27 protein-coding genes and 1 pseudogene are annotated in these 26,071 nt (G+C 58.8%); 14 read left to right on the forward strand and 14 right to left on the reverse strand.

Features of this window, described 5'->3' with window-relative positions; all coding sequences use genetic code 11:
• Window positions 1-23 precede the first annotated feature (23 nt).
• A complete protein-coding gene (locus C2E15_RS07370; RefSeq protein WP_104956792.1) occupies window positions 24-680 on the reverse strand; it encodes an HAD family hydrolase in 657 nt (218 codons plus the stop codon).
• Window positions 681-932: 252 nt separating this feature from the next.
• Between C2E15_RS07370 and C2E15_RS07375 the strand changes: the two genes are divergently transcribed.
• Complete coding sequence (locus C2E15_RS07375) at window positions 933-2,135, forward strand: serine hydrolase (RefSeq protein ID WP_104956793.1); 1,203 nt, start codon at window positions 933-935, stop codon at window positions 2,133-2,135.
• Between the two features lie 61 nt (window positions 2,136-2,196).
• Here C2E15_RS07375 and C2E15_RS07380 read toward each other — a convergent pair whose 3' ends face one another.
• From C2E15_RS07380 to C2E15_RS07395, 4 genes are all read right to left on the reverse strand, one after another.
• Window positions 2,197-3,483, reverse strand: a complete 1,287-nt coding sequence (locus tag C2E15_RS07380; RefSeq protein WP_104956794.1) for an HAAAP family serine/threonine permease — start codon at window positions 3,481-3,483, stop codon at window positions 2,197-2,199.
• 526 nt (window positions 3,484-4,009) lie between these two features.
• On the reverse strand, window positions 4,010-4,606 hold the full coding sequence (ybjG, locus tag C2E15_RS07385; RefSeq protein ID WP_104956795.1) for an undecaprenyl-diphosphate phosphatase: 597 nt from the start codon (window positions 4,604-4,606) through the stop codon (window positions 4,010-4,012).
• A gap of 2 nt (window positions 4,607-4,608) precedes the next feature.
• Window positions 4,609-5,346 carry a phosphatase PAP2 family protein gene (locus tag C2E15_RS07390; RefSeq protein ID WP_167391841.1) on the reverse strand — a complete coding sequence of 246 codons (738 nt, stop codon included), beginning with the start codon at window positions 5,344-5,346 and terminating at the stop codon, window positions 4,609-4,611.
• A 207-nt stretch (window positions 5,347-5,553) separates the two neighbouring features.
• Window positions 5,554-7,242, reverse strand: coding sequence for an aspartate:alanine antiporter (locus C2E15_RS07395; protein WP_104956796.1), 1,689 nt, complete (start codon window positions 7,240-7,242; stop codon window positions 5,554-5,556).
• 289 nt (window positions 7,243-7,531) lie between these two features.
• Between C2E15_RS07395 and ybjM the strand changes: the two genes are divergently transcribed.
• On the forward strand, window positions 7,532-7,906 hold the full coding sequence (gene ybjM / locus C2E15_RS07400; RefSeq protein WP_104956797.1) for an inner membrane protein YbjM: 375 nt from the start codon (window positions 7,532-7,534) through the stop codon (window positions 7,904-7,906).
• A 74-nt stretch (window positions 7,907-7,980) separates the two neighbouring features.
• Here ybjM and C2E15_RS07405 read toward each other — a convergent pair whose 3' ends face one another.
• Complete coding sequence (locus C2E15_RS07405; protein ID WP_104956798.1) at window positions 7,981-8,244, reverse strand: GrxA family glutaredoxin; 264 nt, start codon at window positions 8,242-8,244, stop codon at window positions 7,981-7,983.
• A gap of 202 nt (window positions 8,245-8,446) precedes the next feature.
• On the opposite strand from C2E15_RS07405, the gene C2E15_RS07410 reads away from it, so the two are divergent.
• The 10 genes and pseudogenes from C2E15_RS07410 (at window position 8,447) to rlmC (ending at window position 17,280) form a co-directional block, all read left to right on the forward strand.
• On the forward strand, window positions 8,447-8,737 hold the full coding sequence (locus C2E15_RS07410) for a DUF1418 family protein (protein WP_104956799.1): 291 nt from the start codon (window positions 8,447-8,449) through the stop codon (window positions 8,735-8,737).
• On the forward strand, window positions 8,721-9,443 hold the full coding sequence (gene nfsA, locus C2E15_RS07415; protein WP_104956800.1) for an oxygen-insensitive NADPH nitroreductase: 723 nt from the start codon (window positions 8,721-8,723) through the stop codon (window positions 9,441-9,443). Before C2E15_RS07410 ends, nfsA begins: the two co-directional genes overlap by 17 nt.
• 20 nt (window positions 9,444-9,463) lie before the next feature.
• The gene (gene rimK, locus C2E15_RS07420) at window positions 9,464-10,366 is read left to right on the forward strand and encodes a 30S ribosomal protein S6--L-glutamate ligase (protein ID WP_104956801.1); all 903 of its coding nucleotides are present in this window, start codon (window positions 9,464-9,466) and stop codon (window positions 10,364-10,366) included.
• Between the two features lie 89 nt (window positions 10,367-10,455).
• Window positions 10,456-10,935 carry a YbjN domain-containing protein gene (locus C2E15_RS07425; RefSeq protein WP_104956802.1) on the forward strand — a complete coding sequence of 160 codons (480 nt, stop codon included), beginning with the start codon at window positions 10,456-10,458 and terminating at the stop codon, window positions 10,933-10,935.
• Between the two features lie 394 nt (window positions 10,936-11,329).
• The gene (gene potF, locus C2E15_RS07430; RefSeq protein ID WP_104956803.1) at window positions 11,330-12,442 is read left to right on the forward strand and encodes a spermidine/putrescine ABC transporter substrate-binding protein PotF; all 1,113 of its coding nucleotides are present in this window, start codon (window positions 11,330-11,332) and stop codon (window positions 12,440-12,442) included.
• 120 nt (window positions 12,443-12,562) lie between these two features.
• A pseudogene (gene potG, locus C2E15_RS07435) lies at window positions 12,563-13,695 on the forward strand (putrescine ABC transporter ATP-binding subunit PotG).
• A 10-nt stretch (window positions 13,696-13,705) separates the two neighbouring features.
• Window positions 13,706-14,650 carry a putrescine ABC transporter permease PotH gene (gene potH, locus C2E15_RS07440; protein WP_104956804.1) on the forward strand — a complete coding sequence of 315 codons (945 nt, stop codon included), beginning with the start codon at window positions 13,706-13,708 and terminating at the stop codon, window positions 14,648-14,650.
• On the forward strand, window positions 14,647-15,492 hold the full coding sequence (gene potI, locus C2E15_RS07445) for a putrescine ABC transporter permease PotI (protein WP_104956805.1): 846 nt from the start codon (window positions 14,647-14,649) through the stop codon (window positions 15,490-15,492). Before potH ends, potI begins: the two co-directional genes overlap by 4 nt.
• Window positions 15,493-15,615: 123 nt before the next feature.
• Window positions 15,616-16,092 (forward strand): YbjO family protein, encoded by a 477-nt coding sequence (locus tag C2E15_RS07450; protein WP_104956806.1) that lies wholly within the window; start codon window positions 15,616-15,618, stop codon window positions 16,090-16,092.
• 57 nt (window positions 16,093-16,149) lie between these two features.
• Entirely contained in the window at window positions 16,150-17,280 is a 1,131-nt protein-coding gene (gene rlmC / locus C2E15_RS07455) for a 23S rRNA (uracil(747)-C(5))-methyltransferase RlmC (protein WP_104956807.1), read from the forward strand.
• 203 nt (window positions 17,281-17,483) lie between these two features.
• On the opposite strand, the gene C2E15_RS07460 is transcribed toward rlmC, so the two are convergent.
• The 6 genes from C2E15_RS07460 to C2E15_RS07485 form a co-directional block, all read right to left on the reverse strand.
• Window positions 17,484-18,215 (reverse strand): arginine ABC transporter substrate-binding protein, encoded by a 732-nt coding sequence (locus C2E15_RS07460; protein WP_104956808.1) that lies wholly within the window; start codon window positions 18,213-18,215, stop codon window positions 17,484-17,486.
• Window positions 18,216-18,371: 156 nt separating this feature from the next.
• Window positions 18,372-19,040: an arginine ABC transporter permease ArtM gene (artM, locus tag C2E15_RS07465; protein WP_104956809.1), complete on the reverse strand. Its 669-nt coding sequence runs from the start codon at window positions 19,038-19,040 to the stop codon at window positions 18,372-18,374.
• The gene (gene artQ, locus C2E15_RS07470; RefSeq protein ID WP_104956810.1) at window positions 19,021-19,755 is read right to left on the reverse strand and encodes an arginine ABC transporter permease ArtQ; all 735 of its coding nucleotides are present in this window, start codon (window positions 19,753-19,755) and stop codon (window positions 19,021-19,023) included. Before artQ ends, artM begins: the two co-directional genes overlap by 20 nt.
• A gap of 4 nt (window positions 19,756-19,759) precedes the next feature.
• The gene (gene artJ / locus C2E15_RS07475) at window positions 19,760-20,491 is read right to left on the reverse strand and encodes an arginine ABC transporter substrate-binding protein (RefSeq protein ID WP_104956811.1); all 732 of its coding nucleotides are present in this window, start codon (window positions 20,489-20,491) and stop codon (window positions 19,760-19,762) included.
• A 14-nt stretch (window positions 20,492-20,505) separates the two neighbouring features.
• Window positions 20,506-21,234 carry an arginine ABC transporter ATP-binding protein ArtP gene (artP, locus tag C2E15_RS07480; protein WP_104956812.1) on the reverse strand — a complete coding sequence of 243 codons (729 nt, stop codon included), beginning with the start codon at window positions 21,232-21,234 and terminating at the stop codon, window positions 20,506-20,508.
• Window positions 21,235-21,449: 215 nt separating this feature from the next.
• Window positions 21,450-21,992 (reverse strand): lipoprotein, encoded by a 543-nt coding sequence (locus C2E15_RS07485; protein ID WP_104956813.1) that lies wholly within the window; start codon window positions 21,990-21,992, stop codon window positions 21,450-21,452.
• A gap of 108 nt (window positions 21,993-22,100) precedes the next feature.
• On the opposite strand from C2E15_RS07485, the gene C2E15_RS07490 reads away from it, so the two are divergent.
• Both C2E15_RS07490 and C2E15_RS07495 read left to right on the forward strand, forming a co-directional pair.
• Window positions 22,101-22,421, forward strand: coding sequence for a heavy metal-binding domain-containing protein (locus C2E15_RS07490; protein WP_104956814.1), 321 nt, complete (start codon window positions 22,101-22,103; stop codon window positions 22,419-22,421).
• Complete coding sequence (locus C2E15_RS07495) at window positions 22,418-23,242, forward strand: N-acetylmuramoyl-L-alanine amidase (RefSeq protein WP_281257538.1); 825 nt, start codon at window positions 22,418-22,420, stop codon at window positions 23,240-23,242. The genes C2E15_RS07490 and C2E15_RS07495 overlap by 4 nt, the downstream gene beginning before the upstream one ends.
• 9 nt (window positions 23,243-23,251) lie before the next feature.
• Here C2E15_RS07495 and ltaE read toward each other — a convergent pair whose 3' ends face one another.
• Window positions 23,252-24,253 (reverse strand): low-specificity L-threonine aldolase, encoded by a 1,002-nt coding sequence (gene ltaE / locus C2E15_RS07500; protein WP_104956815.1) that lies wholly within the window; start codon window positions 24,251-24,253, stop codon window positions 23,252-23,254.
• A 60-nt stretch (window positions 24,254-24,313) separates the two neighbouring features.
• The gene (gene poxB, locus C2E15_RS07505; RefSeq protein ID WP_104956816.1) at window positions 24,314-26,035 is read right to left on the reverse strand and encodes a ubiquinone-dependent pyruvate dehydrogenase; all 1,722 of its coding nucleotides are present in this window, start codon (window positions 26,033-26,035) and stop codon (window positions 24,314-24,316) included.
• Window positions 26,036-26,071 lie beyond the last annotated feature (36 nt).

Below are 26,071 nucleotides of genomic sequence, written 5' to 3' on the forward strand. Positions count from 1 at the left end.
GTTGCGCAGGTTCAGGCGGCGCGCTATTTTTCCCAGCGCGCGACCTGCCAGCCACGCGCTCGCGCCTCCTCCAGCAATTGCGCATCGGGATTGACGGCGCAGGCGTGATCCGCCAGCGTCAGCAGCGGCAGGTCAGCGATGGCGTCGCTGTAGGCCCAGGTGTGATGAAAACGGTTCTCTTGCTGCAGCGCGCGCCAGTCGGCGAGACGCGTCGCTTTGCCCGCCCGCCACGCCATTACCGCGCTCGGCGCGCCGCTGTAGCGATCGTCGATAATCTCTACCCCCACCGCCAGCGCGCCATGCGCGCCAAGGCGTTGCGCAATCGGCGCCATCAGATGTTCGCCGCCGGCGGAGATCAGCATAATGGTGTCGCCGCGCTGCTGATGCCAGGCGAGACGCTCGCGGGCGGCGGGGTAGACGCGCGGCATAATATCGCGATGAATAAAGCGCCGCACCCAACCGTTGACCGTCAGCGTACCCATTCCGCTCAGCGGCGCCAGCGTATGGCTCATATAGGTTTCCAGCGGCAGCGCGCCCTGACAATACTGCGCCATCAGCGCCTCTTCTTCAGCAATCAGCGTTTCAGGCGCGTAACCCTGCGAGACCAGCCAGCGCATCCACAGCGCGTTGCTGTCGGCACAAATCAGCGTTTTATCCAGATCGAAAAGCGCTAAATCCACGATGATTCTCCTCCACCCAATTTTCTTCAGGTTAGCGGAGTTTTGTGATCGTCTTAGCTGTTTTACGCAAAATCAGAATCAGGCGCAGTGTGCGCAACCTGAAGCGGAACGCAGAACAAGATTTTTCTACCAAACTCTAAATAACTTTACGCAGCAGCGGTTTTAATCGCAGCGCTGACAGGTTAGCGTAGGGTGCTGCGTTTCATATCCTTATGAAACTTATGATATTTCCACAGGTTATTCGATTCCATCATGAAAAAAATGCGCCTTCACGCCGGCCTTTGTTCGCTGGCGATAAGCGGCACCCTGCTGCTGCTTCCTGTTGTAGTTAACGCCGAACAGGCGCCCGCCGCGCCGCAAATTGAGGCGAAATCCTGGATCCTGATGGATTTCGCCAGCGGCGATGTGCTGGCGGAAGCCAATGCCGACGATCGGCTCGATCCCGCCAGCCTGACGAAAATGATGTCGAGCTATGTGATTGGGCAGGCGCTGAAAAGCGGCAAAATCACCCGCGACGATATGGTGACCGTCGGCCAGGACGCCTGGGCCACCGGCAACCCGATCCTGAAAGGCTCATCGCTGATGTTCCTCAAGCCCGGCGACCGCATTCCGGTATCGGAGCTGAATAAAGGCATAGTGATTCAGTCAGGTAACGACGCCAGCATTGCGCTGGCTGACTACGTGGCGGGCAGTCAGGATGCCTTTGTCGGGCTGATGAACAACTATGTGCGCGCGCTGGGGCTGAAAAACACCCACTTCAAAACCGTGCATGGCCTGGATGCGGAAGGGCAGTACAGCACCGCGCGCGATATGGCGCTGATTGGCCAGGCGCTGATCCGCGACGTGCCGGAAGAGTACGCGCTAAACAAGGAGAAATCGTTCACCTTCAATAATATTACCCAGCGCAACCGCAACCGGCTGTTGTGGAGCAGCAATCTTAACGTCGACGGCATCAAGACTGGCCATACGGCGGGCGCCGGTAATAACCTGGTCGCTTCCGCCACCGAAGGCAATATGCGCCTCATTTCCGTGGTGATGGGCGCCGCGACGGACGCGGTGCGCTTTCGCGAAAGCGAAAAGCTGCTGACCTGGGGCTTCCGCTTTTTTGAAACGGTGACGCCGATCAAGGCTAACGCGCCCTTTACGCAGCAGCGCGTCTGGTTCGGCGACCATAATGAGGTGAAGCTGGGCGTCGAGAAAGATGTCGCGCTGACCATCCCGAAAGGGCAGATGAAAAACCTCAAGGCGAGTTTCACCCTGAGTGCGCCGCAGCTGCAGGCGCCGCTGAAAAAATATCAGCCGGTGGGCACGATCGATTTTCAGCTGAACGGCAAAACCATTGCGCAACGCCCCCTGGTGGTACTGGAGCCGGTGGAGGAAGGGGGGTTCTTTAGCCGCATTGTCGATTTCGTGATGATGAAGTTCAACGGCTGGTTCGGGAAATGGTTCTCGTAACCGCCGCCTGAGCCAATAAAAAGGTCGGCAACGCCGACCTTTTTATTCCCGCAGATGCCGCTTAGCCTATCAGCGACCAGACAATCGCCGAGATAGAGATCAAACCGATAACCACCACGAAAATGTTGCTCAGCGCGCCGCTGTAGCGACGCATCGCCGGTACCTTATTAATGGCGTACATCGGCATCAGGAACAGCAGCACCGCGATAATCGGGCCGCCCAGCGTCTCGATCATGCCGAGAATGCTTGGGTTCCACGTTGCCACCAGCCAGGTGGTCAGCAGCATAAACAGCGCGGTCAAACGGTTCAGCTTATTCTCATTCATGCTTTTACCGCGGCTGCGCAGCGACTTAATAATCATGCCGTTAAAACCTTCGCGCGCGCCCAGGTAGTGACCGAGGAACGATTTGGTGATCGCCACCATCGCCACAATCGGTGCCAGCCACGCCATCATCGGCGTATTAAAGTGGTTGGCGAGATAAGAGAGAATAGAGATATTCTGCGCCTTCGCTTCCGCCAGATGCGCCGGCGAAAGGGACAGCACGCAGCTGAAGACGAAAAACATCACCGTCAACACCATCATCACATGGCTCAGCGCCAGAATACGTGAACACTTACGCTCGGCCGCTTCGCCATACTCATCACGTTTCGCTACCGCAAAGGCGGAGATAATCGGCGAGTGGTTAAACGAGAACACCATCACCGGCAGCGCCAGCCACAGCGTCATCGGCAGATTGCCGCCGTTGCCGCTCAGAGTGGCATCCTGGAAAATCGCCGTACTCCAGTTCGGGATCAGCCACAGCGCCAACAGCATCAACACGCCGACAAAGGGGAAAACCAGCAGGCTCATGGTTTTCACAATCACCTCTTTCCCGAAGCGGATAATCATCATCAAACCGACAATCAGCAGCAGCGATAACAGCGCGCGCGGCGGCGCCTGCAGATGCAGCTGGTGGGTCAGAAAGCTTTCCACCGTATTGGTGATCGCCACGCTATATACCAGCAGGATAGGGTAAATGGCGAAGAAATAGAGCAGGGTAATCACCTTGCCGGCGCCAACGCCGAAATGCTCCTCCACCACCTCGGTGATATCTTCGCCCGGCTTGCTGCCGGACAAGACGAAGCGGCAAAGCCCGCGGTGCGCGTAGTAGGTCATCGGGAAGGCCAGTAACGCCATAATAATCAGCGGCACCAGCCCGCCAATACCGGCGTTGATCGGCAAAAAAAGTACCCCGGCGCCGATAGCCGTGCCGTAAAGTCCCAACATCCACATGGTATCGGTTTTGCGCCAGCTGCTGGCGTGGGTTGCCGCCTGTCCGGTCTGGATTGCGGTTTGCTGTGAGGCCATTACCATCTCCATGAGTAACGAATGAATTTCGAACCGTCGGCGTTGGGCGATAAGCACGCCGTTATTCACCGCCGGTCAACAAAATGTGTCCTGGGAATACCCGTTTTCGCGGCACACTCTACCACCATCAAAATAAGTTAAAAGTACCGGAATACCACTAATAGGTGATTATGATCACAATGCAGAGAATAAATCAGGTTCGATAATCTGGATGTTTAATTATTTTTAATTTAATTCTCTATCTTTGTTGTTAATCATGGAGGATAAAGCTGTATTTTTATTTAATGTCTGGTTGTAAATCGCGATGCATTTGCTTGTTTTTCGCGCATTTTGGTTTTTATTTTATTAAAAATCAATAGGTTAAAAATAACGACGCGTTCGATTTTTACGTTTTGCGCAACGGATGCTTTTAATCGCCGCAAAAGGCCGCGGCTTTGCGCAATAAATGACAGGCAAGGTGAAATAAAATCAAATAAAGCACAATAGCAAAACGGGCCTGTAAAACAGGCCCGGAAGGAGAGGAGAATTAATTACGTACCCAGCCTTTTCTGATCGGCAGGGAAAAAAGCAGCCGATAAATCTGATGCAGCAGTTTCATTAAGGGTTCGCCATACCACGGCCAGGCCATTTGCGAAAAGAGACAGCCCAGCATGCCGACCAGCAGCCCGCCCAACATATCCATCGGCCAGTGTACGCCCAGATAAACGCGTGACCAGGCGATCGCCACGCCGATCGCCAGCATTAGCACGCCTGACCAGACGCGATGCCAGAAAATAAACGCCAGCGCGAAGGTGAAAATGGTGGTGCCGTGATCGCTGGGATAGGAGTCATCCGGCGCGTGCGACAGGAACTGGTGGCCGAAGCCGATGGCGAAAGGGCGCGGGTGAGGAAACAGCTGGCCGATGCACCAGGAGATTGCCAGCGCATAGAGCAGGGCGATGCCGGTTTTTAACGCCAGCTCCCGTATACCGCTGTGCGGACCCCAGAGCCAGAGCGCCACAATCAGCATCGGCACAATAGCGATAAGATCTTTAGCGATGAAGGTCGCCAGTTCCAGTAACCAGGCCGCGGAGTCCGGCGTGGCGTTGATCCAGAGAAACAGCGTCCGGTTCAACTCTTCCATCATTATATCTTCCTCATCTTCTCAGTCAGGCGCGTTACGCCCGCGTAAACCAACAGCTGCGCCAGCCAAACCCACCAGCCAGCCCACAAATTATGGGAAAGGAAATGCGCGCCGCGCATCATCTGTCCATAGCCCATCACTAAACCCAGCACGATCGCGCCGCCCCAACAGAGCCAGGCCATTCTGGGACGCGTCGGCCAGTAAAGAAAAAACAGCGCCATTAAACTGAAGCCGCTTGAGGCATGTCCGCCGGGAAAACAGCGGCCGGGACCGCTTTCCGCCGGTATCGCGCCGAGCAGCGGATAGGCGAAGGCTTTGCCGCCGAACTGCACCAGATCCCAGGGGCAGGAGTGCGCGCTGGTCGCCTTCAGCATGCCCACCGCCAGCGAGCCGATGCCGATCAGCAGCGCCACCAGTACCCAGCGCGGCTGACGACGCGCCACGCCCGCCAGCAGCAGTGCCACGCCAGTGGCGATCACCAGATCCTTTAACAGCCGATGGTTGATCAGATCCAGCCAGCGGTTCTCTTTCCACGGAAACTGCTGCGTCATCGGATCGAACCAGTAGCCGGTCAGCGCCATATCCAGGCTTGCGTCGCGCGCCAGCCATAAAAACAGCAGGCCAAAAACAGCCAGAAAAACAGCGTGGATAGCGTAGAAGCGTCCCGGTAACGGGTAAAGAGCCTTACTCCGAATCGGCTGGGACGTTGCGTGTTGGTTTAACTTTGATGTCAGTTGCATGACCGCGCCTGCAAGAGAGAACAGGCTGGCTATAGTGACCGTCGGCCCTTAAGAAAACATTAAGAGACGGCGGCAGAAAGCAGGCATAAAAAAACCCGCTAATCAGAGATTAACGGGCTCCACAATCTGGGGATTTCAAAGAAAAGCAGTGGCACTTATTCAGACTGCCTGCCCTGAAAGAAGTTCGCAGGAAAACTAAAATATTTTTTAGCCGCCCAGCGCCGGCCAGATAATCACGATCAGCGTGCCCGCCAGCGTCAGCAAAACGTTAGCGATAGCGTAGGTTCCGGCATAGCCCAGCGCCGGAATATTGCTGCGCGCGGTATCGCTGATAATCTCCATCGCCGGCGCGCAGGTACGCGCGCCCATGATGGCGCCGAACAGCAGGGCGCGGTTCATACGCAGCACGTAAGCGCCGAACAGATAGCAAAGCACCACCGGCAACAGGCTTACCGCCAGGCCACTCAGCAGCATCAGCAGGCCGGTTTCGCCCAGGCCTTTGCCCAGTCCGCTGCCGGCGCTCAGGCCGACGCCGGCCATAAATACCATCAGGCCGAACTCTTTCACCATCGTCAGGGCGCCCTGCGGGATATAACCGAAAGTGGGGTGGTTGGCGCGCAGAAAGCCCAGCATAATGCCGGCGAACAGCAGACCGGCGGCGTTGCCGATGCCGAAGCTGAAGGCGCTGAACTGGAAACTCACCATACCGATCATCAGGCCGATGATGAAAAAGGCGCAGAAGGCCAGCAGATCGGTCACCTGGCTGTGAATCGAGATAAAGCCGATGCGATCGGCGAGGCTTTTCACGCGCCTGGCCTCGCCGCTGACCTGCAGCACATCCCCTTTGTTCAGCATGATGCTGTCGTCGATCGGCATCTCTATCTGGCTGCGGATCACGCGGTTAAGGAAGCAGCCGTGATCGGTGAGTTTCAGATGGCTAAGACGCTTGTTCACCGCATTATGGTTTTTCACCACAATCTCTTCGGTGACGATGCGCATATCGAGCAAGTCGCGGTCGAACACCTCTTTGCCGTTGCGGAAGCTGGTATCGAGACGTGCATGCGCCTCGGGATAGCCCACCAGCGAAATCTCATCGCCCAGCTGCAGCACCGCGTCGCCGTCGGGACTGGCGAGAATGCCGTTGCGGCGAATACGTTCGATATAGCAGCCGGTCTGACGGTAGATGCCCAGCTCGCGCAGGTTTTTGCCATCAGCCCAGGCGACCAGTTCCGGGCCGACGCGATAGGCGCGGATCACCGGCAGATAGACTTTGCGCTGGCTGTCGGTATCAAGGCCGCGCTCACGGGCAATCTGCTGGGCGCAGGTCGAAAGATCCTGATGCTGCAGGCGCGGCAGATAACGCGCGCCGAAGATCAGGCTGACCAGGCCGACGAGGTAGGTCAGGGCGTAACCGAGGCTCAGGTGATCCTGCATCTGGCCGAGCAGCTGGCTGTCGCTCATCGACTGGCGCAGCGTATCGCCGGCGCCGACCAACACCGGCGTCGAAGTCATCGCTCCCGCCAGCATCCCCGCCGTCAGGCCGATATCCCAGCCGAACGCTTTGCCCAGCGCCAGTGCCAGCAGCATCGCGCTGCTGACCATCACCAGCGCCAGCATCAGGTAGTTTTTACCGTCGCGGAAAAAAATAGAGAAAAAATTGGGGCCGGCTTCGACGCCAACGCAAAAAATAAACAGCATAAAGCCCAGACTCAGCGCATCGGTATTAATGCCGAAGTGCTGCTGGCCCAGTAAAAGCGAAACCACTAAAACACCAATGGAATTACCCAGTTGCACCGAGCCGAGCCGTAATTTACCCAGGCACAGCCCTAAAGCCAGCACAACGAATAATAACAAAATATCATTACGGCTTAACAAATCTGCGACGTTTATATTCACGTATTAACTTCTTGTTTACCAGTAACTTGTTGAAAGACCTGAATTTCCAGGCTAACGTTATTTCCTGTAAGCACGAGGGTGAACCGGGCAGCGACCCGTCAGGAAAGCGGTATTCAGGGACAGATGGAAAGTGGCGCTCATTTTATTCATTTATTCTTCAGACCTCCAGTAGAAAGCCATAGTAAAAACAAAATATTTATTAACTTTTGCCTGTTATTTGTTTAACAGCTTTGTCGTAAACGCTTATTTTTTGCCGGTGCTGGTTAGCAGAAATAAATGAGGAAATTCTATGCTGTTGTATGGCGTCCGCTGGCCGGGCGTAATGTTTTGCATGACGCTTTACTGTGCCACCTTCCTGCTGGCGCGCTATAGCGGCGGGGAGGAGTCGCCGGGCCACTCTTCGGAGCAGACCGGGCTGCTGCTGTTTATGCTGCCGGGGCTGGTCGCGGCGCTGATGAATCGCCGCACGCCGCTAAGCCATGCGTTGCTGGCGGCGCTGGCGGCAACGCCCTGTTGCCTGCTGATCGGTTTCAGCCACGCGTTTATTTCTCATTCGCTGCTGCAGGAGCTGGCCTGGCTGACCAGCGCCATTTTCTGGTGCGGCTTCGGCGCGCTGCTGGTAATGCTGTGGCGCACGCTGACGGCCTCGCGCGCGACGCGTTAAGTTAAGCGGGCCTGATACGCCGGCGGCATAAAAAAACCGGCGCGCGAGCGGGCCGGTTTTTTAATGTCAAGAACTTACAGCGCGACGCCGAGGTTCGCTTTGCTCCAGGCATTGAAATCGGTAAAGCCGCCGATATGTTGCGTATCGACGAAAATCTGCGGCACGGTTTCCACCGGCTTGCCGACTTTCTCTTCCAGATCTTTTTTCGTAATGCCTTCCGCCTGGATATCGACGTAGCGGAAGTCAAAGTCTTCACGCGCTGCGGTCAGCTTTTCCGCCAGGTCTTTCGCACGTACGCAGTAGGGGCATCCGGGACGGCCAAAAATCACTGCAAGCATCGTTCTCTCCTTTATGTCACATTTTTGTGTGAATTATGTCACACTTTTAAAGCTGCTGAACGCATCATCGCGCCCGGCCTTCCCCTCTGTAAAGAAGGCTGTGCCTGTTGCTACAATGCATACAGGCTATGCGCCATTGTGCCAGCTACGCTTTAATATGCCACCCCCGCTTCGCTGGCGGGATGCCAAAAGGAGAGATCCAGTGAAACATGCTCTGCAGTTGCCGAAAACGGTGCTGGCGCTGGAAGCTGCCGGCATCCTGCTGCTGATTCTGGCTTTTTTACTTGCGCAGCAGTGGCTGGCGCTGCCTGCCGGCTGGTCCGGCCGGCGTATCGCCACCGCGCTGCTTTTTACCGGCATTGTCCTGATGCTGCCTGCCGCCGTCGCGCTGATGTGGCGCACGGCGCAGGCTATCGCGCCAGAGCTTTTCGGCCGGCGCCGCGGCGATGCCTCATCAAACACTTCCGGAGATTCACATGACGCCGACCATTGACCTGTTACGTGCGCATCGTTCGATTCGTGCTTTTACCGATCAACCGATTAGCGATGAACAGCGTGAGGCGATTATCGCCGCCGCGCAGTCGGCTTCCACGTCCAGCTTTTTACAATGCACTTCGATTATCCGCGTGACCGACAAGGCGCTGCGCGAGCAGCTGGTAACGCTGACCGGCGGCCAGCACTACGTGGCGCAGGCGGCGGAGTTCTGGGTATTCTGCGCCGATTTTCAGCGCAATCTGCAGATCTGCCCTGAGGCGCAGCTCGGCCTGGCGGAGCAGCTGCTGCTGGGCTGCGTCGATACGGCGATTATGGGGCAGAACGCGATGGTCGCCGCCGAATCGCTCGGCCTGGGCGGCGTCTACATCGGCGGCATCCGCAATAGCATCGAGCAGGTAACCGAGCTACTGGGCCTGCCGCAGCACGTGCTGCCGCTGTTCGGCATGTGCCTCGGCTGGCCGCAGCAGGAACCCGATATCAAGCCGCGCATGCCCGCCAGCATGCTGGTGCATGAAAACCGCTATCAGCCGCTGGATCGCCAGCAGCTGGATGCCTACGATCGCGAGCTGGAGGCCTATTATCAGCAACGCGACAGCAACCAGCGCAGCGATAATTTCAGCAACCATATTCGCCGTACCATCGTGCGCGAAAGCCGTCCCTTTATCCTCGACTACCTGCATAAGCAGGGTTGGGCAACGCGGTAATTTCAGGCGGAGACCTTCGGGTGAAAATTGCCATCCTTTCCCGTGATGCATCGCTTTACTCCTGTAAGCGTCTGCGTGAGGCCGCGCAGGGGCGCGGCCACCAGGTCGACATCGTCGACCCACTCTCTTGCTATATGAACATCAATCCCGCTTCGGCGGCGGTGCATTACCGCGGGCGGCCGCTGGATGATTTCGACGCGGTGATCCCGCGTATCGGCTCGGCTATCACCTTTTACGGTACGGCGGTGCTGCGTCAGTTCGAGCTGTGCGGCAGCTATCCGCTGAACGAGTCGGTGGCGATCACCCGCGCGCGCGACAAGCTGCGTTCGCTGCAGCTGCTGGCGCGGCAGGGGATCGATATGCCGGTCACCGGCTTCGCCCATTCACCCGACGATACCCGCGATCTGATCGATATGGTGGGCGGGGCGCCGCTGGTGGTGAAGCTGGTGGAGGGCACCCAGGGCATCGGCGTGGTGCTGGCGGAGACGCGTCAGGCGGCGGAGAGCGTGATCGACGCTTTTCGCGGCCTCAACGCGCATATTCTGGTGCAGGAGTTTATTAAAGAGGCGAAAGGGTGTGATATCCGCTGCCTGGTGATCGGCAACGAAGTGGTGGCGGCTATTGAGCGCGAGGCGAAAGAGGGCGATTTTCGCTCCAACCTGCACCGCGGCGGCCGCGCCCGCTGCGTGGAGATCACCGCGCGCGAGCGCGAGATCGCGGTGAAGGCGGCGGCCACGCTGGGGCTGGACGTGGCGGGCGTCGATATTCTTCGCGCGCAGCGCGGCCCGCTGGTGATGGAGGTCAACGCCTCGCCGGGGCTGGAAGGCATTGAAAAAACCACCGGTTTGAATATTGCCGCGCTCATGATTGACTGGATTGAGCGGCACGCCCAACCCGGTTTCAGTCTGAAAACCGGCGGTTGAATCGCCTTTTTGACCAGCGGACGTGGTTTTCAGCTTGCTTTTTCCGTAAGCTATTGCGCTTATTTCAACGCGGTATAGGGCAGTAGCATATGGATTCACTCGTCGTTCCAGACTTAGACGTATTACGACGTTGGCTGGATCAGCAAAGCATTACCTGGTTTGAATGTGACGCCTGTCAGGCGCTGCATCTGCCGCACATGCAAAATTTCGATGGCGTTTTCGATGCCAAAATCGATTTGGTCGACAACGTCATTCTGTTTTCCGCCCTCGCGGAGGTGAAGCCCACGGCGCTGATCCCGCTGGCGGGCGATCTGTCGCAGATCAACGCCGCGTCGCTGACGGTAAAAGCGTTTCTCGATATCCAGGACGATAATCTGCCGAAGCTGATTGTTTGTCAGTCGCTGATGATCGAAGCGGGCATCACCTACGGGCAGTTCGTCCATTTCCTGCGCCAGAGCGAAGAGCAGATCTCAATGGTGATCATGGAAGCCTTCGCCAATAATTTGCTGCTGATGGGCGAGGAAGATGAGCCGGTCGCGCCCGATCAGCGTCTCCCGGTTCTGCACTGACTTTTCGTTTCAGCCGTTACGTCCTCTCTTTTCGCGCCACTTCCCGCTTTTCACGCCGGGCAAGCGGCGCACTTCACATTTTTATGCTGCGTTGAGCCCTTTACTGCCAAATATTTATCGCCGTTTATGCGGGTCTGGCCTATCACATAGATGAAACATGCATAAATAATCGATAAAAGGCGTTTTTTACTCTGGGGTATGGCCTGAATGCCAGCATGCGGCTATGCTTGCGGGGCTGCATGCCTGGCAGAATAGACCGCATGCGGCGCGCGACGTTTTCTCAGCGGCCAGCACTGAATAACGATTCACTGTCACAGCTGATACGCAAGGGGAGGCCGGCCGGCTTCTTCTGTTCTGCATCTGAAGATTGACCCCGATTCTGGAGGAAGGAAACATGTTAAACAACCGCGGCAGGAAATGGTTGTCTGGTGTGGCGGCTGGTGTGCTGATGGCGATCTCCGCCGGCGCGATGGCGGAACAGAAAACCCTGCACGTCTATAACTGGTCGGATTATATCTCTCCCGATACCGTGCCCGATTTCGAAAAGCAGACCGGCATCAAAGTGGTGTATGACGTGTTCGACTCCAACGAAGTGCTGGAGGGCAAACTGATGGCCGGCAGCACCGGCTACGACGTGGTGGTGCCCTCCTCAAGCTTCCTGGCGCGTCAGCTGCAGTCCGGCGTGTTTCAGCCGCTGGATAAAAGCAAGCTGCCTAACTATAAGAACCTCGATCCTGAGCTACTGAAGAAGGTCGAGCAGCACGATCCGGGCAACAAGTACGCCATTCCCTATCTCTGGGCGACTACCGGCATCGGCTATAACGTCGAGAAGGTGAAGGCGGCGCTGGGCAAAGATGCGCCGGTCGATAGCTGGGATCTGGTACTGAAGCCGGAAAACCTGGAGAAGCTGAAGAGCTGCGGCGTCTCCTTCCTTGACGCGCCGGAAGAGATTTTCGCTACCGTACTGAACTACCTCGGCAAAGATCCCAACAGCAGCGACGCGAAGGATTACTCCGGCGCGGCGACCGATCTGCTGCTGAAACTGCGTCCGAATATTCGTTACTTCCACTCCTCGCAGTACATCAACGATCTGGCTAACGGCAACACCTGCGTGGCGATCGGCTGGGCGGGCGATGTGCTGCAGGCGAAAAACCGCGCGGCGGAAGCGAAAAACGGCGTCAATATCGCCTACAGCATTCCGAAAGAGGGCGCGCTGGCCTTCTTCGATATGATGGCGATCCCGAAAGATGCGAAAAACCTTGATGAAGCCTATCAGTGGCTGAACTACATCATGGATCCGAAAGTGATTGCGCACATTTCCGACAAGATGTTCTACGCTAACGGTAATAAGGCGTCGCTGCCGCTGGTAAGCGACGCGGTGCGCAATAACCCTGGCATCTTCCCGACGCCGGAAACTCTGTCCAGGCTGTTCGTGCTGAAAGTGCAGGAACCTAAACTGGACCGTATGCGCACCCGCGCATGGACCAAAGTAAAAAGCGGTAAGTAATTCGTCAACGCGAATACCCATCGCAGGCTAAAGACAACAGAGGCGCGGTACCGGCCTCTGTTGTCTCATTTGTGCGGCCCCGTGCCGTGAATGTCCGCTTAGCGCCGGAGAGTAAAGTTAGTGAACGACGCGATCCCCCGTCCTCCCCATAAAACGGCAAAGGCCCTGACGCCGCTGCTGGAGATCCGCAATCTGACCAAATCGTTCGATGGCCAGCACGCCGTTGATGACGTCAGCCTGACGATTTATAAAGGCGAAATTTTTGCCCTGCTCGGCCCTCGGGCTGCGGTAAATCGACCCTGCTGCGCATGCTGGCGGGATTTGAGCCGCCAACCCACGGCCAGATCTTGCTCGACGGGCAGGATCTCTCCCATGTGCCGCCTTACCAGCGTCCGATCAATATGATGTTTCAGTCCTATGCGCTATTTCCCCATATGACGGTGGAGCAGAATATCGCTTTTGGCCTGAAGCAGGATAAGCTGCCGAAGGGCGAAATCAGCAGCCGCGTGGCGGAGATGCTGGCGCTGGTGCATATGCAGGAGTATGCGAAGCGCAAGCCGCACCAGCTCTCCGGCGGCCAGCGTCAGCGCGTGGCGCTGGCGCGCAGCCTGGCGAAGCGTCCTAAGCTGCTGCTGCTCGACGAGCCGATGGGCGCGCTGGATAAGAAACTGCGCGACCGCATGCAGCTGGAAGTGGTCGATATCCTTGAACGCGTCGGCGCTACCTGTGTGATGGTAACGCACGATCAGGAAGAGGCGATGACCATGGCGGGCCGCATTGCCATTATGAACCGCGGCAAATTCGTGCAGATTGGCGAGCCGGAGGAGATCTATGAGCATCCTACCAGCCGTTACAGCGCCGAATTTATCGGTTCGGTTAACGTTTTCGAGGGGCTGCTGCGTGAGCGGCGCGATGACGGGCTGGTGATCGACAGCCCCGGCCTGGTGCATCCGCTGAAGGTCGCCTCTGATGTGTCGATTATGGATAACGTGCCGGTCTCTATCGCGCTGCGTCCGGAAAAAGTGATGCTCTGCGAGCAGGTACCGGAAGATGGCTGCAACTTCGCCGTCGGCGAGGTGGGACATATCGCCTATCTGGGCGACCTGTCGATTTATCATGTACGGCTGCACAGCGGACAGATGATCAGCGCGCAGCTCCAGAACGCGCATCGCTTCCGCCAGGGCGCGCCGACCTGGGGCGACGAGGTGCGTCTCAGCTGGGATGCCGATAGCTGCGTTGTACTGACAGTATAAGAGGGCGCATATGAAACAACCTGTTGCCGCGGCGCAGCCCGGCACTTTCGGCCGCACGCTCACGCGGCTGAAAATGGCTCATGGCCGCAAGCTGGCGATCGCGCTGCCCTATTTCTGGCTGGTGCTGTTCTTCCTGCTGCCGTTCCTGATTGTGCTGAAGATCAGCTTTGCCGAGATCGCGCGCGCCATTCCGCCCTATACCGAGCTGATCACCTGGGCGGACGACCAGCTGACGCTGGTGTTCAACCTTGGGAACTACCTGCAGCTGACCGACGATCCGCTCTATGTCGACGCTTATCTGCAGTCGCTGAAGGTGGCGGCGATCTCAACGCTGATCTGTCTGATGGTGGGCTATCCGCTCGCCTGGGCGGTGGCGCAAAGCCCCGCCTCGGTGCGCAGCATCCTGCTGCTGCTGGTGATCCTGCCTTCATGGACCTCTTTCCTGGTGCGCGTTTACGCCTGGATGGGGCTGCTCAACAGCAACGGCATTCTTAACCGCTTTTTAATGTGGCTGGGCGTGATCGATCATCCGCTGGCGATCCTCTACACCAATACGGCGGTCTATATCGGTATCGTCTACTGCTATCTGCCGTTTATGGTATTGCCGATCTATACCGCGCTGACGCGTATCGACTATTCGCTGGTGGAAGCCTCGCTCGATCTCGGCGCGCGCCCGCTGAAAACCTTTTTCAGCGTGATCGTGCCGCTGACGAAAAACGGCATTATCGCCGGATCGATGCTGGTATTTATTCCGGCGGTAGGGGAGTACGTGATCCCTGAGCTGTTGGGCGGGCCGGACAGCATTATGATCGGCCGCATCCTGTGGCAGGAGTTTTTCAATAACCGTGACTGGCCGGTCGCCTCGGCGCTGGCGGTGATTATTCTGCTGATTCTGATTCTGCCGATTATCTGGTTCCACAAGCACCAAAACAAAACGCTGGAGGAGAAGGCATGAGTAATTTGCCCGCTGTTCGTTCGCCGTGGCGGCTGGTGATCCTGCTGCTGTGCTTCAGCTTCCTTTATGCTCCAATGCTGCTGCTGGTGGTCTATTCGTTCAACAGCTCGCAGCTGGTGACCGTCTGGGAGAGCTTCTCGCTGCACTGGTATCGTGTGCTGTTCCAGGATAGCGCGATGATCAGCGCGGTGACGCTAAGCCTGACCATCGCCGCGCTCAGCGCCACCATGGCGGTCGTGCTGGGGACGATTGCGGCAGTGGTGATCGTGCGTTTCGGCCGTTTCAAAGGGTCGACCGGCTTCGCCTTTATGCTGACCGCGCCGCTGGTAATGCCCGACGTGATCACCGGCCTGTCGCTGCTGCTGCTGTTTGTGGCGATGGGACACGCGCTGGGCTGGCCGAGCGATCGCGGTATGCTGACCATCTGGCTGGCGCACGTCACCTTCTGCACCGCCTATGTCTCGGTGGTGATCAACTCGCGCCTGCGCGAGCTGGATCGCTCGATTGAGGAAGCGGCGATGGACCTGGGTGCGACGCCGCTAAAGGTCTTTTTCGTGATTACCGTGCCGATGATCGCGCCGGCGCTGGTCACCGGCTGGCTGCTTGCGTTTACCCTGTCGCTTGACGACCTGGTGATCGCCAGCTTTGTCACCGGTCCGGGTGCTACCACGCTGCCGATGGCGATTTTCGCCACCGTGCGTCGCGGAGTGAATCCGGAGATCAATGCGCTCGCCTCGCTGATCCTGTTTGTGGTCGGGCTGGTCGGCTTTATCGCCTGGCGCTTTATGGCGCATGAGGAGAAGCAGCGGGTACGCGATATTCAGAAAGCGAAACGTAGCTAAAATCCGAAACATTTGCCACTATTGATTGCAGGGTTCTGCAGTGTCAGCCCGCCTCCGACAGTAAACGGACGCGGGCTGGCGTACAGGATGAATGTAGTCTGCTGCGATGGAAGGAGTGGGGGAATGTCGGACGTATTCAGAACCGCTGGTGTGGTCAGGCGCTACCCGCAGGCGCCCGTGCCGGTACTGATTGCCGGACAGGCGATTATCGCCACCCGCTGTCTCAGCGTGCTGCTGCTGGCAAATGAGCTGGGCTACGATGGCGTGGCCGATTTTATTCACCGCAGCGCCCAGGCCTGGGATTCCACCCTGATTTTTTTCGCCAGCCAGCTTATCTTCTTTATCGAACTGCGCAGCGCCCTGACGCTGATGCGCGGCTCGCGCCGTGGCCGCGCCGCCTATATGGTGACGCAGGCGGTGGTGCTGGTCTATCTCTGGGCCGCGTCGATGGGCTGGATCTATCCGGAAATCTTCAGCCTCAGCGGCGCCGGCGGCATCGATATTCTGCACAATCTGCTGCTGCATAAACTGCCCGATCTGCTGGTGCTGGCGCTGCTGTTTCTGCCCGCCGCCAGCCGGCAATTTTTTCAGCGAAACTGAGTGGCTGATGCTACAATCCCGCCCCGCAAACCGGCACACCCACTCATAGGTTTAATCATGCATTGCGCGCTTTACGATGCAGACCGCTGTCGTTCCTGTCAGTGGCTGGCAACCCCTTATCCCCAACAGCTGCAGCAGAAGCAAACGCATCTGCAGGCGCTGCTCGCCGACGTAACGGTCGGCGAATGGCGTTCGCCGGTCAGTTCGCCGCAGCAGGCGTTTCGCAACAAGGCGAAAATGGTGGTAAGCGGCAGCGTCGAGCGCCCGGTGCTGGGCATCGTGCAGCGCGACGGCACGCCGGTGGATCTCACCGCCTGTCCGCTCTATCCCGTCAGCTTTGCGCCAGTATTCGCGGCGCTGAAGCCCTTTATCGCCCGCGCCGGCCTGACCCCTTATAACGTGGCGCGGCGGCGCGGCGAGCTGAAGTTCCTGCTGCTGAGCGAAAGCGCGCTCGACGGCGGGTTGATGCTGCGCTTTGTGCTGCGCTCGCCGGCGAAGCTGGCGCAGCTGCGCGCCGCGCTGCCGTGGCTGCAGCAGCAGTTGCCGCAGCTGTCGGTGATCTCCGCCAATATCCAGCCGGTACATATGGCGATTCTGGAAGGGGAGGAGGAGATTGCGCTAACGGAGAATCAGGCGCTGGCGGAGCAGCTGAATCACGTTCCGCTCTGGATCCGTCCACGCAGCTTTTTCCAGACTAACCCGGCGGTGGCGGCGCAGCTGTATGACACCGCGCGCCAGTGGGTCAGCGAGCTGAATATTCATGCTATGTGGGATCTTTTCTGCGGCGTCGGCGGTTTTGGGCTGCATTGCACCACGCCGGAGATGCACCTGACCGGCATTGAGATCAGCGCCGAGGCGATCGCCTGCGCGCAGCGTTCAGCGCAGCAGCTTGGGCTGGAGAAGGTGCAGTTTGCGGCGCTTGATTCTACGCGCTTCGCCACCGGCGAAGCGGCAGTGCCGGAGCTGGTGCTGGTTAACCCGCCGCGTCGCGGCATCGGCGCGGAACTCTGTGACTACCTGAGCCGCATGGCGCCGGAATGGCTGCTGTATTCCAGCTGTAACGCCGTGACCATGGCGCAGGATATCGCTCGCCTGGAGAACTATCAGACGCTGCGCGTACAGCTGTTCGATATGTTTCCGCATACCGCGCACTATGAGGTGCTGACGCTGCTGCAGCGCAGGCCATAATGGAAACGGGCGCGCCCGCAGGCGGAAAATCCGCAGCGGACGCGCCCGTCAGAGACGCCGTTAGTCGCCGGACCGCAAAGAGAGTGCGCGAAGCCGGCCCCCCTGTATCGCGCCTTCTTAGCCGGTAATGCATCGCATTAAGCCGACAAAGCTGCTGTGCAGGCTTTTTCTCAGTCGGCACTGCCGGCCGCGCTACGCGGAAATCAGCGGGCAAACCATTTATCGTTAATCTTCTGCAGCGTGCCGTCCGCCCGGATCGCCGCCAGCGCGCCGTTCAGCTTGTTCAGCAGCGCCTGGTTGTCAGGACGCACTGCGATGCCGAGACCGGTGCCGAAATATTGCGGGTCGGTGACCGGCTGGCCGACGGTGCCGAGCTGTGGATTGGCTTTCAGCCACTCATTGACCACCGCCGTGTCGCCGAACACACCGTCGAGACGGCCGTTTTTCAGATCGAGGATGGCGTTCTGGTAGCTGTCGTAGGCCACCGGCACCACTTCCGGATGCTTATCCTGCAGATAGCGCTGATGGGTTGTGCCATTCTCCATGCCGATGCGTTTGCCTTTCAGCGCCGCCATCGTCGGGTACTTTCCTTTCGCCGCAATCACCACCGCGGAGTTGGCGTAGTAGGGCTGGGTAAAAGCGACCTGCTTGCTGCGCTCCGGCGTAATGTCCATCCCGGAAATCACCGCATCATAACGACGAAACTTCAGCGCCGGGATCAGGCTGTCGAAGGCGTTGTTGGTAAAGGTGCATTCCGCTTTGATCTGCTGGCACAGGGCATTGGCGAGATCGATATCGAAACCGACGATCTGATTATCGCTGTTCAGGGATTCGAAGGGCGGGTAGGTTGCGGAGGAGGCGAAACGAATTTTTTCCGCTGCGCCAGCGTTGATTGCCACGCCTGCCAGCACGGCGGCCAGTAACCATTTTTTCATCGGGACTGCTCCTGTTTTTCATTATGATGTTTGCCCAGCGGCGAAAAACAAGATGCCATTGAATGCATGTTTATGCAAATGGAATGTATAAATAATGAAAAAGGCGGGGTTATCCCGCCTTTTTATGGTTACCTGCCGTTTTTATCACCGCCGGCATCAGTTACGCCGTTCAAAGGCGAGCGCGCGATGTTCTATCAGGCGCATCAGCAGCGTCAACAGGCCGTTGACGCACAGGTAGATCAACCCGGCGGCGGCAAACACCATGACATCGTAGGTGCGGCCATAAAGCAGCTGACCGTGGCCCATCACTTCCATCAGCGTGATGGTATAGGCGAGCGAGGTGCTTTTAAACACCAGCACCACCTCGTTGGAGTAGGAGGAGAGCGCGCGCTTAAAGGCGTACGGCAGCAGGATGCGCATCGTATCGCGACGCGTCATCCCCAGCGCGGCGCAGGATTGCCACTGGCCGGTGGGAATGGCGCGCACCGCGCCGTGAAACAGCAGGGTGGTATAGGCGGCGCTGTTTAACGACAGCGCCAGCAGGGCGCAGAGCCAGGGCTGCGACAGCAGCTGCCACAGCCAGTCGATCTTTTGGATCGCCGGGAACTGCCCCGGCCCGTAGTAGATCAGGAAGATCTGCACCAGCAGCGGTGTGCCGGTAAACAGGGTGATATAGCCTTTTACCAGCTGGCTGACCACCGGCGTCTTCAGCGACAGCACCATGGTAAACAGCAGCGAGAGGATTAGCGCCGCCGCCAGCGACGCCACGGTAAGCGTCAGGCTGGTCTGCAACCCTTTCAGCAATTCAGGCAAATAGTCCAGCATCAGCTGTTCCCCGTTCAAAGCGGGTGGCGCGCAGTTCAATACGCTTCAGCACCGCCTGGCTCAGCAGCGTAATCACCAGATAGATCGCCGCCGCCAGCAGATACCAGGTAAAGGGCTCCTGGGTGCGGGTGGCGATGCTGCGGGTTTGCAGCATCAGATCGTTCACGCTGATGAGTGACACCAGTGCGGTATCCTTCAGTAGCACCAGCCACTGATTGCCCAGCCCCGGCAGGGCGTGACGCCACATCTGCGGCATAATCAGGCGGAAAAAAATCGCCGACGTCTTCATGCCCAGCGCCTGGCCCGACTCCCACTGGCCGACCGGCACCGCCTTCAGCGCGCCGCGCAGCGTTTGCGAGGCGTAGGCGGAATAGAGGATTGCCAGCGCAATCACACCGCACAGGAAGGGGCTGACGTCGAAGTTGTCGATCTGCATCTGCACCGGCAGGGTAAACAGGCCGAAGTTAAGGGTGAAGCCGTCGGAAAGCAGCAGCAGCAGCTGGGAGGCGCCGAAATAGATAAACAGCACCACCAGGATTTCCGGCAGGCCGCGCAGCAGCGTCACCAGGCCGGTGCCGACCCAGGCGACCGGACGCAGACGCACCGATTCCCAGCCGGCAAACAGCATCGCCAGCAGCAGGCCGAGGATCAGGGCGCAAACGGCAAGGCCGACGGTCATCCCGGCGGCGCTTGCGAGAGGGAATAATTCGCTCATCTAATTACTGCTGGAACCATTTGTTATAGATGGTTTTGTAGGTGCCGTCAGCCTTCACTTTATCCAGCGCGGCGTTAAATTTCGTCTGCAGCGCGCCGTTGCCCTGACGCATTGCAATGCCGAGACCGGTGCCGAAATAGGCTTTATCGGTCACCTTATCGCCGACCGCCGCCAGGTTCGGGTTCTGCTTCAGCCATTCATTGACCACCGCAGTATCGCCGAACACCGCTTCGATGCGGCCGTTTTTCAGATCGAGGATCGCGTTCTGATAGCTGTCATAAGGCACGGCAGTGATGTCGTTCTGCTTATCGGTCAGGTATTTCTGATGAGTGGTGCCGTTCTGCACGCCGACGCGTTTGCCTTTCAGCGCGGCGACATCGGCCACTTTGCCTTTCTGGGCGATAAACAGCGCGGAGTTTTCATAATAGGGTTTGCTGAACAGCACCTGTTTTTCACGCTCCGGCGTGATATCCATACCCGCCATCACCGCGTCGAAGCGGCGGAACTTCAGGCTGGGGATCAGGCTGTCGAATGCCTGATTGGTAAAGGTACAGGTAGCGCCCATCTCTTTGCACAGCGCATTAGCCAGATCAACATCAAACCCCATGATCTTGTTGTTCGCATCAACAAACTCAAACGGAGGGTAGGACGCTTCGGTGGCGAACCGGATCGTCTCCGCGGCGGAGGCGCTCAGGCTGATGCCGGCTAACAGGGCAGCAAGAACGATTTTTTTCATCTTTATGGCCTTACTCAGTGCGAGAGATAGTGAGCAAACGCATCGGTTTGCGGCTGTGTAAAACGGCTGGCGTCACCCTGTTCCACGATATAGCCATTCTCCATGTAGACCACGCGGCTCGCCGTTTTGCGGGCCACTTCGACTTCATGGGTGACGATAACCTGAGTGATGTTGGTTTGCGCCAGCTCGCGAATAATCGTGACAATCTGCGCGGTGATCTCCGGGTCGAGCGCTGCGGTAGGCTCATCGAACAGCAATACCGCCGGCTCCATCATTAACGCGCGCGCGATGGCGACGCGCTGCTGCTGGCCGCCGGAGAGCTGCAGCGGAAAACGATCGGCGTGGGGCGTCAGACGCAGGCGCTCCAGCAGCTTATCGGCGCGCGCGTGGGCGCGATCCTTCTCCAGCCCCAGCACGCGGCAGGGCGCTTCGATCAGGTTCTGCTTCACCGTCAAATGCGGCCAGAGATTGTATTGCTGAAACACCATGCCAACATTCTGCCGCAGCTCGCGGATCGCGCTGTCGCCGGGCGTTTTGCTGAAGTCGAAATGGTGACCAGCGATGCTTAAGGTACCGGAGCGCGGCATCTCCAGCAGGTTTAGCACGCGCAGGAGCGAACTTTTACCGGCGCCGCTGGGGCCCAGCAGCACCAGCGTTTCGCCTTCCGGGCAGGTGAGCTGAATATCGAACAGCGCCTGCTGGGCGCCGTAAAAGCAATTAATACCGTTAAGTTGAATACTCATGCGCTGAAAATGAATAGCAATTGATGTGGCAAATCTTAACGTCGACAGAATAGTTATGCAATCATCGTGCGTTAAAATTTATTAATGGATGGCGGAATGCCTAAAGGCTAGCACAAAATCTCGCCATGTGCGGAGAGGGCGGTGAATACGTGGGAAGATTGCTCTGTTTTTGTGATAACCGCAGCGCCGCCGGGCGACGGCGCTGCGAAAGGGCCTTATTTTTCCAGCAGCTGCGTCAACGTGCCGCCGCCGGGACGCTGCCAGTCGGCGACGTAGCGTACATCGTCTACCGTCCAGCAGGTGCCTTCGCGCACCATCAGCACCTCATCCTGCCAGGTGACGTTTTTCTCGCCCTCACGCGTCAGACTAACGCGCAGCGGAATATTGCGCGCGTCGGTGTTGGGGATGGTAGAGGCGTCCGCGACTTTCGCACCGGTCGGCCCCTGCGCCAGGCTGGAGAAGAGATCGCCCTGGCGCCATTCCGCCGGACGGTCGCTTTGCGCGCCGGCGCGCAGCAGGGTTTGATAGAGTTTTTCGCTCAGGTAGGGACGGTAGCGCGCCAGCAGCTGGCTGTCCGGCAGCCCCTGGGTCGGCTGCGCGACGCGCAGGTCATAAAATTTTTGCGCCACGGCATCCGGCCCGCCCTCAACGCAGGGCGCCGCGCGCGTGCCGATATCCTTATAGGCCGGCTCCACGGTCGTACAGGCGCTCAGCAGCAGGGCGGCCGGCAACAGCGCGGCAAACGCTTTGTTTTTCATTTCATTTTCCTTATGGTTATCGGGCAAGGCTTTGTTTTAGCATAAAGTATAGCCGCGCTTTTTAGCCGCACGGGCTAAACTGTCGCTGAATCGGAAAAGGAGAAAAGCATGAAGTTAACCACAACCCCCACCCTGGAAGGCGAAGCGATCACGGAATACTGCGGCGTGGTCACCGGCGAGGCGATCCTCGGCGCCAATATTTTCCGCGATTTTTTCGCCGGCATTCGCGATATTGTTGGCGGCCGCTCCGGCGCCTATGAAAAAGAGCTGCGCAAGGCGCGTCAGCTGGCGTTTGAAGAGATGGAAGAGCAGGCGAAAGCGCTGGGTGCCAATGCGGTAGTCGGCATCGATATCGATTATGAAACCGTCGGCAAGGACAGCAGCATGCTGATGGTCAGCGTCAGCGGCACGGCGGTGAAAACGCGGTGATCGCACGCGGTTGGCTGTTGATGCTGGCGCTGCTGCTGGCGGGATGCGGTACTCCAGGTCTGGAGCAGCGTCAGGGATACAGCGTCGATACGCGGCACGCGGCGCCCGGTGCCCGGCCGCGAGTGAAGAGCATCGTTATTCACTATACCGCTGAAACATTCTCCACTTCGCTGGCGACGCTGACCGATAAAGAGGTCAGCGTTCACTATCTTATTCCCGCTCGTCCGCCGCGGCACCGCGGCACGCCGCTGATCTGGCAGCTGGTGCCGGAAAAGCAGCTTGCCTGGCACGCCGGCGTCAGCTACTGGCGCGGCGTTACCCGGCTAAATGACACCTCGGTCGGCATTGAGCTGGTTAACCCTGGCTACCGCAATACGCCGCAGGGACGGCGGTTTTATCCTTATCCGCCGGGCCAGATCGCCGCGCTGCTGCCGTTGCTGCAGGATTTGACCCGGCGCTACGCCATTAAGCCGCAGAATATTGTCGGTCACAGCGATATCGCGCCGCAGCGCAAGCAGGATCCCGGCCCGCTGTTTCCCTGGGAACAGCTGGCGGCGCAGGGCATCGGCGCCTGGCCCGACGCTACGCGCGTCGCTGAACTGCTGGGCGGACGTAATCCGGCGACGCCGGTCGATGAGGCAGCGCTGCTTGGCCTGTTGAAACGCTATGGGTATGAGGTTGATGCGGCGTTGACGCCGGAGCAGCGGCAAAAGGTGATTGCCGCTTTTCAGATGCATTTTCGGCCCGCCGACTATCGCGGGCTGGCCGATGCGCAAACGCTGGCGATCGCGCAGGCGCTGGTGGAGAAGTATGGGCGCTAAGGCGGCGCGTTACTGCGCCGCGAGAAACGCTCTCCATTGGTTGATCACCTGCGTGAGCGCCGCGCGGTCGACGTCCAGATGGGTGACCAGACGCGTTACCGGTGCTGCCGGGATCAGAATGTTGTGCGCCTGCATCCACGCCTTCAGCGGGGCCACCTGCTCCGCCGGCAGCTGCGCGAACACCATATTGGTGTGCTGAGTGACCGTCAGGCCCAGCGTGCCAAGCTGCTCCGCCAGCCAGCGGGCGTTGTCATGATCCTCCTGCAGACGCATCACGTTGTTTTCCAGCGCGTAAAGCCCCGCCGCCGCCAGAATGCCCGCCTGACGCATGCCGCCGCCGGTCATTTTACGCCAGCGTCGCGCGCGCTGAATGTAGGCTTCATCGCCGCACAGCAGCGATCCTACCGGCGCGCCCAGCCCTTTCGACAGGCAGATGGTTAGGGTATCGCAGTAGCGGGAGAGGGCGCTCAGCTCCAGCTCCAGCGCTACGGCGGCGTTAAAGATGCGCGCGCCGTCGATATGCAGCGCCAGCTGATGTTCACGCGTGAAGCGGTACGCCTCGGCCAGATAATCAACCGGCAGCACCTTGCCACCGATGGTGTTCTCCAGGCTCAGCAGGCGCGTACGTGCGAAATGGATATCGTCAGGCTTGATACAGGCGGCGACCTTCGCCAGCGGCAGCGTGCCATCTTCCGCCGCCTCGATCGGCTGCGGCTGAATGCTGCCCAGCACCGCCGCGCCGCCTGCCTCATATTTGTAGTTATGCGCCTGCTGGCCGACGATATACTCCTCGCCGCGCTCACAGTGGGTGAGCAGGGCGACAAGGTTCGCCTGGGTGCCGGTGGGTAAAAAGAGCGCGGCCGCTTTGCCGCTCAGGCGAGCCGCCTCCGCTTCCAGCGCGTTGACGGTGGGATCGTCGCCATAGACATCATCGCCGGTGCGGGCGGAAACCATGGCCGACAGCATCGCCGGCGATGGGCGGGTTACCGTATCACTGCGTAAATCAATCAACGAGATGCTCCTCAAAAAAAACGGGCGCCCGGGCGCCCGCTTGCAGGGGGAAATGTCGTTTTACCGCAGCCAGTTGGTTTTTGCCAGCTCAACGACTTCGTCGCCGCGGCCGTTGATGATGGCGCGCAGCATATAGAGGCTAAAGCCTTTCGCCTGCTCCATTTTGATTTGCGGCGGCATCGCCAGCTCCTCTTTCGCGGTAATCACATCCAGCAATACCGGGCCGTCGTGGGCGAAGGCCTCTTCGATCGCGCCGTCGAGATCGGAGGCTTTTTCCACCCGAATGCCCTTCACGCCGCAGGCGGCGGCGATGGCGGCGAAGTCAGGGTTTTGCAGATCGGTACCGTCGGTCAGGTAGCCGCCCGCTTTCATCTCCATCGCCACGAAGCCCAGCACGCTGTTGTTGAACACCACCAGCTTCACCGGCAGCTGCAGCTGCGCCACCGAAATAAAATCGCCCATCAGCATACTGAAGCCGCCGTCGCCGCACATCGCCACCACCTGACGCCGCTTATCCAATGCCTGCGCCCCCAGCGCCTGCGGCATCGCATTAGCCATCGAACCGTGGTTAAACGACCCCAGCAGGCGTCGCTTGCCGTTCATCTTCAGGTAACGCGCCGCCCAGACCGTCGGCGTGCCGACGTCGCAGGTGAAGATGGCGTCTTCACTGGCGAAATCGCTGAGCCGCTGCGCCAGATACTGCGGATGGATCGGCTGCTTATCATTCGGCTGCGCCAGATCGTCGAGACTCTTCCGCGCATCGGCATAGTGTTCCAGCGCGCCATCAAGGAAAGCGCGGTCGGTTTTGGTCTGCAGACGTGGCAGCAGGGCATTCAACGTCGATTTAACATCGCCCACCAGCGCCATATCGACGTGGCAGTGCGCGCCGATGCTGCCGGGATTGATATCGAGCTGAATAATTTTCGCACTGGCGGGATAGAAGGCGCGGTAGGGGAACTGGGTGCCGAGCAGCAGCAACGTATCGGCGTTCATCATCGCGTGGTAGCCGGAAGAGAAGCCGATCAGCCCGGTCATCCCGACGCTATAGGGGTTATCGTATTCGATATGCTCTTTGCCACGCAGCGCATGCACCACCGGCGCTTTCAGCGTGGCAGCCAGTTCGACCACCTGCTGATGCGCACCCGCGCAGCCGCTGCCGCACATCAGAGTGATATTTCCCGCGTCGTTCAGCAGCGCCGCCAGCTTATCCAGCTCGCTTTCCGGCGGCTGCATCACCGGCAGCTGCGGCGGATACCAGGCGGAAGAGGCCTCTTCCGGCGCCGGCTTCAGCGCCACGTCGCCCGGCAGCACCACCACCGAGACGCCGCGATTCAGGATCGCCTTGCGCATGGCGATGCCCAGCACCTGCGGCAGCTGCTCCGGGTTGGAGACCAGCTCGCAATAGTGGCTGCATTCGCGGAACAGCTCCTGGGGATGGGTTTCCTGAAAGTAACCGCTGCCAATTTCACTGGAGGGAATATGGGCGGCGATCGCCAGCACCGGCACATGATTACGGTGGCAGTCGAACAGCCCGTTGATCAGATGGAGATTGCCCGGACCGCAGGATCCGGCGCAAACCGCCAGTTGGCCGCTGATTTGTGCCTCAGCACCGGCGGCGAAGGCGGCGACCTCCTCATGGCGCGTCGGCATCCATTCAATGGTGCCCATGCGGTTGAGGCTGTCGCTCAGCCCGTTAAGAGAATCCCCGGTGACTCCCCAGATACGCTTGACGCCCGCGCTTTCCAGCGTTTGCGCAATCAGCGCGGCAACGGTGTTTTTCATAGTGGCTCCTGACTGTTGTGGACCATCATCCCGATG

The organism is Mixta gaviniae (assembly GCF_002953195.1).
GTDB lineage: Bacteria > Pseudomonadota > Gammaproteobacteria > Enterobacterales > Enterobacteriaceae > Mixta > Mixta gaviniae.

Excerpts from the sequence above, each read along its gene's own strand:
- C2E15_RS07485 (WP_104956813.1), bottom strand. The coding sequence starts at position 21,992 with ATGAAAAACAAAGCGTTTGCCGCGCTGTTGCCGGCCGCCCTGCTGCTG.
- C2E15_RS07450 (WP_104956806.1), top strand. The coding sequence starts at position 15,616 with ATGTCGGACGTATTCAGAACCGCTGGTGTGGTCAGGCGCTACCCGCAG.
- C2E15_RS07375 (WP_104956793.1), top strand. The coding sequence starts at position 933 with ATGAAAAAAATGCGCCTTCACGCCGGCCTTTGTTCGCTGGCGATAAGC.
- artP (WP_104956812.1), bottom strand. The coding sequence starts at position 21,234 with ATGAGTATTCAACTTAACGGTATTAATTGCTTTTACGGCGCCCAGCAG.
- C2E15_RS07460 (WP_104956808.1), bottom strand. The coding sequence starts at position 18,215 with ATGAAAAAATGGTTACTGGCCGCCGTGCTGGCAGGCGTGGCAATCAAC.
- C2E15_RS07425 (WP_104956802.1), top strand. The coding sequence starts at position 10,456 with ATGGATTCACTCGTCGTTCCAGACTTAGACGTATTACGACGTTGGCTG.
- potI (WP_104956805.1), top strand. The coding sequence starts at position 14,647 with ATGAGTAATTTGCCCGCTGTTCGTTCGCCGTGGCGGCTGGTGATCCTG.
- artQ (WP_104956810.1), bottom strand. The coding sequence starts at position 19,755 with ATGAGCGAATTATTCCCTCTCGCAAGCGCCGCCGGGATGACCGTCGGC.
- C2E15_RS07390 (WP_167391841.1), bottom strand. The coding sequence starts at position 5,346 with ATGCAACTGACATCAAAGTTAAACCAACACGCAACGTCCCAGCCGATT.
- potF (WP_104956803.1), top strand. The coding sequence starts at position 11,330 with ATGTTAAACAACCGCGGCAGGAAATGGTTGTCTGGTGTGGCGGCTGGT.
- ybjM (WP_104956797.1), top strand. The coding sequence starts at position 7,532 with ATGCTGTTGTATGGCGTCCGCTGGCCGGGCGTAATGTTTTGCATGACG.
- C2E15_RS07380 (WP_104956794.1), bottom strand. The coding sequence starts at position 3,483 with ATGGCCTCACAGCAAACCGCAATCCAGACCGGACAGGCGGCAACCCAC.
- nfsA (WP_104956800.1), top strand. The coding sequence starts at position 8,721 with ATGACGCCGACCATTGACCTGTTACGTGCGCATCGTTCGATTCGTGCT.
- ybjG (WP_104956795.1), bottom strand. The coding sequence starts at position 4,606 with ATGGAAGAGTTGAACCGGACGCTGTTTCTCTGGATCAACGCCACGCCG.
- potH (WP_104956804.1), top strand. The coding sequence starts at position 13,706 with ATGAAACAACCTGTTGCCGCGGCGCAGCCCGGCACTTTCGGCCGCACG.
- poxB (WP_104956816.1), bottom strand. The coding sequence starts at position 26,035 with ATGAAAAACACCGTTGCCGCGCTGATTGCGCAAACGCTGGAAAGCGCG.
- artJ (WP_104956811.1), bottom strand. The coding sequence starts at position 20,491 with ATGAAAAAAATCGTTCTTGCTGCCCTGTTAGCCGGCATCAGCCTGAGC.
- artM (WP_104956809.1), bottom strand. The coding sequence starts at position 19,040 with ATGCTGGACTATTTGCCTGAATTGCTGAAAGGGTTGCAGACCAGCCTG.
- C2E15_RS07490 (WP_104956814.1), top strand. The coding sequence starts at position 22,101 with ATGAAGTTAACCACAACCCCCACCCTGGAAGGCGAAGCGATCACGGAA.
- C2E15_RS07405 (WP_104956798.1), bottom strand. The coding sequence starts at position 8,244 with ATGCTTGCAGTGATTTTTGGCCGTCCCGGATGCCCCTACTGCGTACGT.
- rlmC (WP_104956807.1), top strand. The coding sequence starts at position 16,150 with ATGCATTGCGCGCTTTACGATGCAGACCGCTGTCGTTCCTGTCAGTGG.